Genomic DNA, 11,829 nt, shown 5'->3' with positions numbered 1-11,829 from the left:
CCGTTCTGCTTCTCCTCACCAGGAGTTTTCCGTGGGTTTGCGATTCCGTCCGGTCGACACCACCTTCTACGACCTCTTCACCGAATCAGCTCGTCACCTCGTCGTGGGTGCCGAGCTGCTCGCCGAGATGCTCAGCGACTCCTCCGACCGCGAGGACGTCGCCCGCCGCATGCGGGAGGCCGAGCACCAGGCCGACGAGACGATGCACGCCATCGTCCGGCGCGTGAACACCACCTTTGTCACGCCGTTCGACCGCGAGGACATCTACCACCTCGCGTCCGGCCTCGACGACGTCATGGACCTCATGGACGAGGTCGTCGACATGATCCTGCTCTACGAGGTGAAGGTCCTCCCGGCCGAGCTCTCCGCGCAGGTCGAGGTCATCCAGCGCTGCGCCGACATCACCGCCGCGGCCATGCCGCAGCTGCAGTCGATGCAGTCGATGGACGAGTACTGGATCGAGATCAACCGCCTCGAGAACGCCGGCGACAAGAACCACCGCCGTACCCTCGCCAACCTCTTCTCCGGGGAGTTCAAGGCGATGGAGGTGCTGAAGCTCAAGGACATCGTCGAGTCCCTCGAGGGCGCCATCGACGCCTTCGAGAAGGTCGCCAACACGGTGGAGCAGATCGCCGTCAAGGAGTCCTGAGCGTGGATCTCGCGATCGTCATCGCGGTCGTCGGCATCGCTCTCGCCTTCGACTACACCAACGGCTTCCACGACGCCGCCAACGCCATCGCCACCTCGGTCTCGACCCGGGCGCTCACGCCGCGCATCGCGCTGCTGCTCGCCGCGGTGATGAACTTCGTGGGCGCGCTGCTCGGCCAGGAGGTCGCGCACACCGTCTCCGACACCATCGGCGGCGTCGCGGCCCGGCACGGTCTCGTGATCGTGATGTCCGCCCTCCTCGGCGCCATCATCTGGAACCTCATCACCTGGTACTTCGGCCTGCCGTCGTCCTCCTCGCACGCCCTCATCGGCGGCCTGGTCGGCGCCGCGCTCGTCGGCGGCGCCACGGTCAACTGGCAGACCATCCTCGACAAGGTCGTCATCCCGATGGTGGCCTCGCCCGTCTTCGGCTTCATCGCGGCGTTCATCGTGATGCTGTCGATCATGTGGATCTTCCGGAAGCGGAACCCCCACAAGGTCTTCCGCGGCTTCCGGATGATGCAGACGCTCTCCGCCGCCGCCCTGGCCCTCGGCCACGGCCTGCAGGACGCCCAGAAGACGATGGGCGTGATCGTCCTGGCGCTCGGCGCGTACCACACGATCGAGGACCCGTCGTACGTCACCTCCGACGCCCTCCCCCTCTGGGTGGTCATCGCGGCCGCGTCCGCCATCTCGCTCGGCACCTACTCCGGCGGCTGGCGCATCATGCGCACCCTCGGCCGCCGCATCATCCACCTCGACCCCGCCCGCGGCTACTCCGCCGAGGCCGTCGGCGCGTCGGTGCTCTACACGACCGCCTTCGCCTTCCAGGCCCCCATCTCCACCACCCACGTGATCACGTCCTCGATCATGGGTGCCGGCGCCACCAAGCGCTTCTCGGCCGTCCGCTGGGGCATGGCCCGCTCGATCGTCACCGCCTGGGTCCTCACCTTCCCCATGGCCGGTCTGGCCGCCGCCGCCTGCTACGGCGTGCTGCACCTCGTCATTCCTTCCTGAGGGCTGTTGGGGGGATAGTCCGGCACGTTTCTGTTGTTCGGCACGCCCGTGACCAACAGAAACGTGCCGGACTATCCCGCCATCGGGCCCCTCAGACGGTTCCGGTGGGCGATCAACCGAAGATCGCGACCGGTGAGCGCGCGGCGGGCGGCCACGGTGGTGGTGTCGACCCACCACGGGGGTGGCTCGAGCGTCCACCGCCGCGCTCCCTCCGGGAGGTTCCGGGCACGGCGATACGCCCCGAGCAGTCGTCGCACGAACGGTGACGGATCGCGACGGTCCGCCGCCACCATGACGGCGCCCTCCAGCCCCACCGAGCGAAACAGCTCCAGGCGGTCGAGGTCAGGTGCGCGTCGGTCCTCGACGAGGTGGACATGGCCGTCGTACTCGCCGAACACCCCCGCGACAGGATCCAGCAGGTCGGGAGTCCCCAGGTGCCGACCCGCGAGGTCGAAGACGGGCACGTTGCACAGCGGACGCGGCCGGCACGCGTCCAGGATCCACACCAGGCGCATCAGCGTCTCCATCGGCGACCAGCTGTTCTCCTCGGCGAGCGCCAGTGCCGCACGGAGCTGGGGGACGCCGGTCCAGCTCGCTAGCGACCGGGCATAGGCCCGGACCTCCTCGACCGAGACGACGTCGTGGTAGGCCGCCATGTCCAGGACGCCGACGGCGAGCCGGAGGGTCGCGGCGTACCTCATCTCGTAGCAGGCCGAGCGCACCGCTGAGGTGATGCGCAGTCCGTCGACCTCGGTCAGGTCCTCCGGAGCGAGCTTCTCCTCGCACGGGTGGATGCCCTTCTGCGCCCGAACGTTGCACGGGCCGATGGCGAGGTGGACGTCGTCTCGGCCGCCGCCACCGTCGAACCAGGTCGCTCCCAGCCACCGCAGTGCGGCCCAGCCCGTGACTCCGCCGTACTCGGGCAGCACGGCAGCAGCCTCGACGATCCGTTGCTCGGGCTGGGTCAGTTCCAGGTCAGCGGGCAGGTAGAAGCCACTACTCGTACGCCGCCACCTGCTCCACCGGACCGCCTCCGGAGTCGGTCCGGCGCGTCCGCAGGCGTCGATCCGCAGCGGTGCGTAGATGCCCGGCCGCCGCGGGTGAAACGTCGAGGGCGTGAAGGATCGGTCCATGGGGTGGATCTACCCGGTTCGACGACCCCGCTCGTCGGCTATCCACAGGCCCCCGAAACGGCGATAGTCCGGCACGTTTCTGTTGTTCCAGGTGCTCGAGAACAACAGAAACGTGCCGGACTATCCCGACAACACCACCCTCAGCCGAAACGACCCGAGATGTACGCCTCGGTCGACTCCTGGTCGGGGTTGGTGAACATCTTCTTGGTCGGGTTGAACTCCACCAGGTGACCCGGCTGCCCGGCCGCCTTCAGGTTGAAGAAGCCGGTGTCGTCGGAGACCCGCGCGGCCTGCTGCATGTTGTGGGTGACGATCACGATCGTGTAGTCGGACTTCAGGTCGTGGATCAGGTCCTCGATCGCCGACGTCGAGATCGGGTCGAGCGCCGAGCACGGCTCGTCCATCAGCAGCACCTGCGGCTCGACGGCGATCGCGCGGGCGATGCAGAGCCGCTGCTGCTGGCCACCGGACAGGCCCATGCCGGGCTTGCCGAGGCGGTCCTTGACCTCGTTCCAGAGGTTCGCGGCGGTCAGCGAGCGCTCGACGATCACGTCGGCCTCGGCCTTCTTGATCTTCTTGGCGTTCAGCCGGTTGCCCGCGAGCACGTTGTCGTAGATCGACATCGTGGGGAACGGGTTGGGCCGCTGGAAGACCATGCCGATCTGGCGGCGCACGGCGACCGGGTCGATCGAGGCGTCGTACAGCGACTGCCCGTCGACCATGATCTTGCCCTCGACGCGCGCGCCGGGGATGACCTCGTGCATGCGGTTCAGCGACCGCAGCATGGTCGACTTGCCGCAGCCCGACGGGCCGATGAACGCGGTCACCGACCGCGCCTTGATGGTCATGTTGACACCCTCGACGGCCTTGAAGTCGCCGTAGTAGATGTCGAGGTCCGATACATCGATGCTCTTGGCCATGGTCTGGCTCAGCCTTTCTGGGTCAGCCCTTGGAGGGGGCGAAGATCTTGCCGATGAGGCGGGCCAGCAGGTTCAGCACCATCACGAGCACGATGAGGACGAGTGCCGCCCCCCATGCTCGCGCAATGCCCGGCGCCTCGCCATGGCTGCCGAAGGGCACCACGCCCGGCTGGGTGAACTGGTAGTAGATGAACACCGGCAGCGTCGTCATCCGCTCGTGGAACAGGTTGGTGTTGGTCGAGTCCGACAGACCGGCGATCACCAGCAGCGGCGCCGTCTCGCCGATCACCCGGGCGATCGCGAGGGTCACACCGGTGATGATGCCGCCGAGCGCCGTGCGCAGCACGACGCGCGTGATCGTCCGCCACTTCGGCACGCCGAGGGCGTACGACGCCTCGCGCAGGTCGTCCGGCACGAGCCGCAGCATCTCCTCGGTGGAGCGCACCACGATCGGGATCATCAGGAGCGACAGCGCGACCGAGCCGCCGAAGCCCAGGCGCGTCTCGGGGCCGAACAGCAGCACGAACAGCGCCAGCGCGAAGAGGCCGGCCACGATCGAGGGGATGCCGGTCATCACGTCGACCAGGAACGTCATCAGGCGCGCCAGGGTCTTGCCCTTGCCGTACTCGACGAGGTAGATCGCGGCGAAGATCCCGATCGGCACCGAGATGACGGCGGCCGCAGCGGTGATGAGCAGCGTGCCGAGCAGGGCGTGGTAGAGACCGCCGCCGTCACCGAGGACGTTGCGCATCGAGTAGGTCAGGAACTCCACGTTGATGCGGGGCGCGCCGATGCTCGCGACCGTCCAGAGCAGCCACACCAGCGGGATCAGGGCGACGCCGAAGGCGGCCCAGATCAGCGTGGTCATCAGCCGGTCGACCGCGGAGCGGCGGTTCTCGACCAGGCCGGACCACAGCGGGAGCCCCACGGTGAACAGGAGCACGCCGAGCAGGAGCCACGGGACGAGCCCCCACCCCAGGATGATCGCGGGCAGGCCGGCAGCGGCGATCGCCAGGACCGCCACCAGGATCGGCGCCCAGCGGGGCAGCCGGGGCTGGGAGAGGGCGAGCGACGGGCCGTTGGCCATCGCGAGCTGGGTCTCGCTCATCGGGCCATCCTCCGTTCGTTGCGGCCCACGATCCAGCGGGCGGCGAAGTTCACCGCGAACGTCACGGCGAACAGCACGAGCCCGGTCGCGATCAGGACGTGCAGCTTGGCGGGCGTGGCCTCGGCGAAGCTCGTCGCGATGTTGGAGGCGACCGTCGCGGAGTTGGTGTTCGAGATGATGTTCAGCGTGGCGACGGGCGAGGCCGAGAGCACCATCGCGACGGCCATCGTCTCGCCGAGCGCGCGGCCGAGGCCGAGCATGACGGCCGAGACCATGCCGGAGCGGGCGTAGGGGAAGACCGCGAGGCGGATCGCCTCCCACCGGGTGGCGCCCAGCGCGAGCGCGGCCTCCTCGTGGAGACGCGGGGTCTGCGAGAAGACCTCGCGCGAGATCGCGGTGATGATCGGCAGGACCATGATCGCGAGCACGATGGCGGCGGTGAACATGGTGCGGCCGGTGACCGAGGCGGGGCCCTTGAAGAGCGGGATGAACCCGAGGTGGTCCGCGAGCCAGGCGTGCGCCGGGACGATGTACTTGCCGAGGGTGCGGCCGCCCCAGAGGCCGTAGACCACCGACGGCACCGCCGCGAGCAGGTCGATGACGTACGCCACGGGGACGGCGATCCGGCGCGGCGCGTAGTGCGAGATGAACAGCGCGATGCCGAAGGCGAACGGCACGGCGATCACCAGCGCCAGGACGGCGGCCAGCACGGTGCCGAACACGAGCGGCGCGGTGTAGCTGAGGAACGAGTCGTGCGGCGCGTAGGTGCCGGAGGTCTCGTTGAGGCCGGGGATGCCCTCGATGGCGAGGAAGACCACGACACCGGCCAGCGCCGCGAGGATCACCAGTCCGGCGCCGCGCGCCGTACCGGCGAAGAGGGCGTCACCGCGCCGGCGGTTGCCGGTCTGGATCGCCGGCGACGCCTCCGGATCCTTCAGGGTGGGAGTGGCTGACACGGGTGCTCCTGTGATCTCACTCGGAATGCCGGAAGCGGCGGGCCGAGTGTTTCGGCCCGCCGCATCCGATGATGCAGTGTTTCGGACGTTACTTGACGGCGATCTTGTCGACGATCGCTGCGGCTTCCTGCTGCAGCTTGCTGTCGAGCGGCGCCGAGCCGGCCTGCGTCGCCGCGGCCTGCTGGCCCTCGGTCGACACGGCGTAGGACAGGTAGCCCTTGACCAGGTCGGCGTCGGACTGCGTGTCGTAGTGCTGGCAGGCGATGAGGTACGACGTGAGCATCAGCGGGTAGGCGCCCGCGTCGGTGTCCTTGCGGTTCACCTCGATGGCCATGTCGGTGTCGGCCCGGCCCGAGACGCGCGGCGAGTTCGCCAGCACCTGGGCGGCACCCTCGGCGGACGGCGCGTTGTAGCTGTCCCCGACCTTGATCGAGGCGACGCCGAGGTCACCGGCCTGGCTCTCGTCGGCGTAGCCGATGGTGCCGTCGCCGGCCTTGACCGCGGCCACCAGGCCGGAGGTGCCGTCGCCGGCCTCGCCGCCCTTGATCGGCCAGATGCTGTCGGCCGGGTAGGTCCACTTGCCCTCGGAAGCCTGCTCGAGGTAGTCGGTGAAGTTGTTCGTGGTGCCCGAGTCGTCCGAGCGGTGCACGGGCGTGATCGTGGTGCTCGGCAGCTTCACGGAGGGGTTCTGGTCGGCGATGGCCGGGTCGTTCCACTTGGTGATCTTGCCGGCGAAGATCTCGGCGATCGTCGGCGCGTCGAGCTGGAGCTTGTCGACGCCCTGGAGGTTGTAGACCACGGCGATCGGGGACACGTACGCGGGGACCTCGATCGGGTCCTCGCCGCCGCACGCCTGCTTCGCCTTGTCGAGCTCACCCTCGTCGGTGCTGAGCGCCGAGTCGGAGCCGGCGAACTTGTAGGCGCCGGAGATGAAGTTCTCGCGACCCGTGCCGGAGCCGACCGGGTCGTAGTTCACGGTCGCGCCGCTGTTGGCGCCCTGGAAGCCGGCCTTCCACGCAGCCTGCGCGGACTCCTGGGCGGACGAGCCGCCGCCGTTCAGCGTCCCGCTCACCGAGCCGCTCGAGCTGCTGTCGGTGCTGGACGACTCGTTGCCGGCGCCACAGGCGGACAGGGCCAGCGTGAGGGCAGCGATCCCGGGCACGATTGCCCGGCGGATGGAAGTGCTCTTCACTTCGTAACTCCTGATGTCTGGGGTGATGACATCAAGGACGCTAGGCAGCGCAGGTGGACGGCTCCGGGGGCGTCGGTGAACGAGGGGTGAACTCGAATCGCCCAATCGTCCACAAACCGGCGGTGGTGAGACGGCGATCACGTGAACAAGCCCCGGATCGCTTGACAGCGGACCCGGAAATCACCGCACGGACTGGATCTCCGTGGCCACCACGGCCCCCTTGCGCAGGTGCGCCACGAGCATGCTCCCCGGCTCCAGGTCGGGGTCGCGCAGCCCCAGGGCGTCGAACACGGCGGGCAGCACCGGACGGTGGCTGCACAGCACCGCCCCCTCGTCGCCGTGCACCAGGTCGTCGATGATCCGCAGCACGTCGTGGGCCGTCGCCGCCTCCTCGCTGAGCGCGTCCTCGAGCTCGAGCTTCCAGCCCGTGACGTCGGCGTACGGCGCCACCGACTCCACGCAGCGCGTCGAGCTGGAGCTGACCACGCGGGTCACGTCGTACGCCGCGAGCACCGGCACCAGGTGCTGGGCCTGCAGCCGTCCGGCCGCCATCAGCGGGCGCAGCCGGTCGTCCTTGCGCCACGCCTTCCGCGAGCGGGCCTGGCCGTGGCGCAGCACCACCAGCGCCCGGGTCTTGCGGCGCATCTTCGCCGCCTCGCGCAGCGTGTCCACGTCGTGGGGGTAGGTCAGCAGCCCGACCGCCTCGTCGAAGTCCACCCAGCGCACGTCGTCGATCTCGGTGTTGACCAGGTAGCCCGAGACGTCGTCGTCGCCGACCGCCCGGCCGGTCCAGTAGGCGACATTCTTCATCCGGTCGCCGTTGGGATAGCGCTGCGCACTCAGCGGGGCCCCGAGCCGGACGTGGACTCCGGTCTCCTCGGCCACCTCGCGGACCGCCGCCGCCGTCACGTGCTCGCCCGGATCGACCTTGCCCTTGGGGAAGGACCAGTCGTCGTACTTGGGGCGATGGACCAGGAGCACGCGCTTCCCGGGACGGAAGACCACGGCGCCGGCGGCGAGCACGTCCCTCTGGGGCATGCCAGTAGTCTCACATCACCCGAGCCCGATCAGGAGAGCCAGTGCCGCAGCGGACAGTCCTCGCGGGCGTCGGCGTGCTCGTGCTCGCCCTCGTCGCCGGTGGCTTCCTGTGGTGGCGCGCCTCGAGCGGCACCGACTTCGAGGGAGCCGTCCACATGGCCCCGCCCGACGCGGAGCGGCTCTCGTGGACCGACTGGGCCGCCGTGCGCACCGAGCTGGGCGCCTCCCTGTCCGCCGACTCCTCGGTGCACGACATGGACGCCTTCCTGAACAAGGCCTACGAGCGCGACCTCAGCCCGTCCTCGGCGCTGCTGGAGTCCGCCGACGTCCTGCAGCAGAAGTTCGGCTTCTCCCCCGCGTCGGTGCAGTGGGAGCTCTTCAGCCAGTCCAAGCAGGGCGCGGTCGTGATGCTGCGGATGCCCGACTCGACCGACTTCGGCAGCCTCGAGGCCCACCTGACCAGCCTCGGCTTCACCCGGCCGTCCGACGACAAGGGCGTCTGGCAGGGCGGCGGGTCGTTGCTCCCCTCGATCGCGGCCGGGCTGACGCCCGAGCTGCAGTACGTCGCCCTCGACGAGGCCGACCACCTGGTGCTGACCAGCGACACCGCCGACTACCTCCACACGACGATCGGCCATCTCGACGACGGCGGCCCGGAGGGTCTCGCCGACGTCACCGACGCCTCGGGGGAGCCGCTCGCCGCCTCGGTCTACACCGGGGACTACACCTGCTCGGCCCTGGCGATGAGCCAGGCCGACCCCTCCGACCAGCAGGAGGCCGAGTCGCTGGTCACGCAGGCCGGCAAGGTCAACCCGATCAGCGCCTTCGCGATGTCGGTGCAGCCCTCGGGCCACGTGCTCGTGGTCATGGGCTTCGAGTCCGACGACCAGGCCAAGACCAACGCCGACTCGCGCGCCGCCCTCGCCAGCGGCCCGGCCCCCGGCCAGGGTGGCGACTTCGCCGACCGCTTCAAGCTCGGCAAGGTCGCCGCCGACGGGTCGCTGGTGACGATGGACCTCACCCCGGTGAAGGGTGCCTACGTCCTCTCCGACCTGAGCAGCGGCCCGCTCCTCTTCGCCACCTGCTGACCCCGTCAGGAGAAGCGGCGCAGGCGCAGGCTGTTGCTGACCACGAACACCGACGAGAGCGCCATCGCGCCGCCGGCGATCATCGGGTCCAGCAGCCCGGCCGCGGCCAGCGGCAGCGCGGCCACGTTGTAGGCGAACGCCCAGAAGAGGTTGCCCTTGATGGTGCCGAGCGTCCGCCGCGCCAGCCGTACGGCGACCGCCGCCACCCGCAGGTCCCCGCGGACCAGCGTCAGGTCACTGGCCTGGATCGCGACATCGGTCCCCGTGCCCATCGCGAGCCCGAGGTCGGCCTGTGCCAGCGCAGCGGCATCGTTGACACCGTCACCCACCATCGCGACGACCCGACCCTCGGCCTGCAGGCGGCGGATCTCGTCGACCTTGCCGGAGGGCAGCACCCCGGCGACGACCCGCTCGATGCCCACCTCGGCGGCGATGGCCCGCGCGGCCCGCTCGTGGTCGCCGGTCAGCAGCACCGGCGTCAGGCCCAGCTCACGCAGCGACCGGACCGCTTCGGCCGAGGTCGGCTTCACCGTGTCGGCGACCGCGAGCACGCCGCGGGCCCGGCCGTCCCACCCGACGAGCACGGCGACGTGTCCGAGCGCCTGCGCCGTGGAGACCGCGGCGACCAGGTCCTCGGGCACGACGAGGCCACGGTCGGCGAACAACCCGGAACCGCCGACGACCACGGGGATCCCCGCGACCCGGCCGGTCACCCCGAGCCCCGGCTCGTTGGCGAAGTCCTCGACCGGCTCAGGATCCGGCACAGCCGCGGCGACCGCCCGCCCGACGGGGTGCTCCGAGGCGGCCTCGACGGCCGCGGCGAGCCGGCGTACGTCCTCGACGGACTCACCGGACGCGGCCACGACGGAGACCAGCGACATCCGGCCGGTCGTGACCGTGCCGGTCTTGTCGAGCACCACGGTGTCGATGCGCCGCGTGGACTCCAGCACCTCCGGCCCGCGGATCAGGATGCCGAGCTGGGCGCCCCGGCCGGTGCCGACCATCAGCGCCGTCGGCGTGGCCAGACCCAGCGCGCAGGGGCAGGCGATGATCAGGACCGCGACAGCCGCGGTGAAGGCTTCCGTGGCGGTGCCACCGGCCAGCAGCCAGCCGGCGAGGGTCAGCAACGCCAGGACGATCACGACCGGCACGAACACCCCGGAGATCCGGTCGGCCAGCCGCTGCGCCTGCGCCTTGCCGTTCTGCGCCTCCTCGACCAGCCGCGCCATCTGCGCCAGCTGTGTGTCGGTCCCGACGCGCGTCGCGCGCACGACCAGCCGGCCGCCCGCGTTGACGGTCGCGCCCACGACCTCGTCGCCCGGCCCGACCTCGACCGGCACGGACTCGCCGGTCAGCATCGAGGCGTCGACGGCGGACGTGCCGTTCTCCACGACCCCGTCGGTCGCGACCTTCTCCCCCGGCCGCACGACGAAGAGGTCACCCGCCACCAGCCGCTCGGCCGGCACCAGCTGCTCGACGCCGTCGCGGAGCACCGTGACCTCCTTGGCCCCGAGCTCCATCAACGCGCGCAGCGCGGCGCCCGCCCGCCGCTTCGACCGCTTCTCGAACCACCGCCCCGCCAGCAGGAACGTCGTCACGACCGCCGCCGCCTCGAGGTAGAGGTGGCCGCCGATGACCAGCGCCACGACCGACCAGGCGTACGCCGACCCCACCCCCACCGACACCAGCGTGTCCATGGTGGTCGTGAGGTGCCGCGCGTTGGCCAGCGCGGCGCGGTGGAACGGCAGGCCGGCCCACACCACGACCGGCGTGGTCAGCACCAGGGACACCCAGCCCGACCCGGGGAACCCCAGGCCCGGCACCATCCCCAGGAGCAGGACCGGGACGCTCAGCACCGCCGCGACCACCAGCCGCCGACGCAGTACGTCGACCTCCGGGGCGTCGTCGGTCTCCGGGCGCGGCAGCGACGCGACGTACCCCGCCGCCTCGACCGTGGCGACCAGGTCGTCCGTCGTGAGCGTGCCCGGATAAGTGACGCGCGCCCGCTCGGTGGCGTAGTTGACCGTCGCGGTGACGCCCTCGAGCTTGTTGAGCTTGCGCTCGATCCGGTTGGCGCACGACGCGCACGTCATCCCGGAGATCGCGAGCTCGACGTCGGTGCTCATCGGGGGCTCATGTCAGTGCGTAGCCCGCCTCGGTCACGGCAGCCTCGACGCTCGCGCGGTCCAGCTCGTGGCTGCTGGTGACGGTGACGGCACCGGTCTCGAGGACGACGGCGACGTCCTGGACCCCGTCGATCTCGGAGATCTCCTCGGTGACCGAGGCGACGCAGTGGCCGCAGGTCATGCCGTTGACGGTGAAGGTGGTGGAGACGGAAGACATGGATCGCTCCTCAGCGTGGGTCAGGACCGGACGAGCCGGGCGATGGCGTCGACGGCCTCGGCGACCTTCTCGCGGGCCTCGGCATCACCGGCGCGGGCGGCGTCGACGACGCAGTGCTGCATGTGCTCCTCGAGCAGGCCGATCGAGACGGCGTGGAGGGCCTTGGTCACGGCGGACACCTGGGTGAGGATGTCGATGCAGTACTTCTCCTCCTCGACCATCCGCTGGAGGCCGCGGGCCTGGCCCTCGATGCGGCGCAGCCGCTTGAGGTAGTCGTCCTTGCGGTGGATGTACCCGTGCTGGTGCTCGTCGTCCGGCATGCCTCGAGGTTACCCCCATGGGGTATGGCATTCAAGGGCGGGCGACGGCAGCGGCCCGAGAGGAGA

Annotated in this window: 12 protein-coding genes; 3 read left to right on the top strand and 9 right to left on the bottom strand. The window is 70.2% G+C overall.

Features of this window, described 5'->3' with window-relative positions; translation table 11 throughout:
• The first annotated feature begins 31 nt into the window (after nt 1-31).
• The gene (locus tag EJF31_RS13000; protein WP_125037429.1) at nt 32-649 is read left to right on the top strand and encodes a DUF47 domain-containing protein; all 618 of its coding nucleotides are present in this window, start codon (nt 32-34) and stop codon (nt 647-649) included.
• A complete protein-coding gene (locus EJF31_RS12995) occupies nt 646-1,665 on the top strand; it encodes an anion permease (RefSeq protein WP_373994722.1) in 1,020 nt (339 codons plus the stop codon). The genes EJF31_RS13000 and EJF31_RS12995 overlap by 4 nt, the downstream gene beginning before the upstream one ends.
• Nucleotides 1,666-1,736: 71 nt before the next feature.
• Here the strand turns inward: EJF31_RS12995 and EJF31_RS12990 are convergent, their stop codons facing one another.
• From EJF31_RS12990 to EJF31_RS12965, 6 genes are all read right to left on the bottom strand, one after another.
• Nucleotides 1,737-2,798, bottom strand: a complete 1,062-nt coding sequence (locus tag EJF31_RS12990; protein ID WP_125037427.1) for a hypothetical protein — start codon at nt 2,796-2,798, stop codon at nt 1,737-1,739.
• Nucleotides 2,799-2,938: 140 nt separating this feature from the next.
• Nucleotides 2,939-3,718: a phosphate ABC transporter ATP-binding protein PstB gene (pstB, locus tag EJF31_RS12985; protein ID WP_125037426.1), complete on the bottom strand. Its 780-nt coding sequence runs from the start codon at nt 3,716-3,718 to the stop codon at nt 2,939-2,941.
• Between the two features lie 22 nt (nt 3,719-3,740).
• A complete protein-coding gene (gene pstA, locus EJF31_RS12980) occupies nt 3,741-4,826 on the bottom strand; it encodes a phosphate ABC transporter permease PstA (RefSeq protein WP_125037425.1) in 1,086 nt (361 codons plus the stop codon).
• Nucleotides 4,823-5,782 (bottom strand): phosphate ABC transporter permease subunit PstC, encoded by a 960-nt coding sequence (gene pstC / locus EJF31_RS12975; RefSeq protein WP_260430817.1) that lies wholly within the window; start codon nt 5,780-5,782, stop codon nt 4,823-4,825. Before pstC ends, pstA begins: the two co-directional genes overlap by 4 nt.
• A gap of 88 nt (nt 5,783-5,870) precedes the next feature.
• Entirely contained in the window at nt 5,871-6,974 is a 1,104-nt protein-coding gene (gene pstS, locus EJF31_RS12970; RefSeq protein ID WP_125037424.1) for a phosphate ABC transporter substrate-binding protein PstS, read from the bottom strand.
• A 180-nt stretch (nt 6,975-7,154) separates the two neighbouring features.
• Nucleotides 7,155-8,012, bottom strand: a complete 858-nt coding sequence (locus tag EJF31_RS12965; RefSeq protein ID WP_125037423.1) for an NUDIX hydrolase — start codon at nt 8,010-8,012, stop codon at nt 7,155-7,157.
• A gap of 41 nt (nt 8,013-8,053) precedes the next feature.
• On the opposite strand from EJF31_RS12965, the gene EJF31_RS12960 reads away from it, so the two are divergent.
• A complete protein-coding gene (locus tag EJF31_RS12960; protein ID WP_125037422.1) occupies nt 8,054-9,100 on the top strand; it encodes a hypothetical protein in 1,047 nt (348 codons plus the stop codon).
• A gap of 5 nt (nt 9,101-9,105) precedes the next feature.
• Here the strand turns inward: EJF31_RS12960 and EJF31_RS12955 are convergent, their stop codons facing one another.
• Genes EJF31_RS12955 through EJF31_RS12945 form a run of 3 tightly spaced genes read right to left on the bottom strand, consistent with a single transcriptional unit; the run spans nt 9,106 to nt 11,763 of the window.
• Complete coding sequence (locus EJF31_RS12955; protein WP_125037421.1) at nt 9,106-11,226, bottom strand: cation-translocating P-type ATPase; 2,121 nt, start codon at nt 11,224-11,226, stop codon at nt 9,106-9,108.
• A 7-nt stretch (nt 11,227-11,233) separates the two neighbouring features.
• The gene (locus tag EJF31_RS12950; RefSeq protein ID WP_125037420.1) at nt 11,234-11,443 is read right to left on the bottom strand and encodes a heavy-metal-associated domain-containing protein; all 210 of its coding nucleotides are present in this window, start codon (nt 11,441-11,443) and stop codon (nt 11,234-11,236) included.
• Nucleotides 11,444-11,463: 20 nt separating this feature from the next.
• Entirely contained in the window at nt 11,464-11,763 is a 300-nt protein-coding gene (locus EJF31_RS12945) for a metal-sensitive transcriptional regulator (protein WP_125037419.1), read from the bottom strand.
• Between the last annotated feature and the right edge of the window lie 66 nt (nt 11,764-11,829).

Source organism: Nocardioides sp. LS1 (assembly GCF_003865225.1).
Taxonomy (GTDB): Bacteria; Actinomycetota; Actinomycetes; order Propionibacteriales; family Nocardioidaceae; genus Nocardioides; species Nocardioides ginsengisegetis.
This window is presented reverse-complemented; position numbering and strand designations above follow the sequence as displayed.

Coding starts and splice junctions, on each gene's coding strand:
- EJF31_RS12990 (WP_125037427.1), bottom strand. CDS start 2,798: ATGGACCGATCCTTCACGCCCTCGACGTTTCACCCGCGGCGGCCGGGC.
- pstB (WP_125037426.1), bottom strand. CDS start 3,718: ATGGCCAAGAGCATCGATGTATCGGACCTCGACATCTACTACGGCGAC.
- pstA (WP_125037425.1), bottom strand. CDS start 4,826: ATGAGCGAGACCCAGCTCGCGATGGCCAACGGCCCGTCGCTCGCCCTC.
- EJF31_RS12965 (WP_125037423.1), bottom strand. CDS start 8,012: ATGCCCCAGAGGGACGTGCTCGCCGCCGGCGCCGTGGTCTTCCGTCCC.
- EJF31_RS12955 (WP_125037421.1), bottom strand. CDS start 11,226: ATGAGCACCGACGTCGAGCTCGCGATCTCCGGGATGACGTGCGCGTCG.
- EJF31_RS12950 (WP_125037420.1), bottom strand. CDS start 11,443: ATGTCTTCCGTCTCCACCACCTTCACCGTCAACGGCATGACCTGCGGC.
- EJF31_RS12945 (WP_125037419.1), bottom strand. CDS start 11,763: ATGCCGGACGACGAGCACCAGCACGGGTACATCCACCGCAAGGACGAC.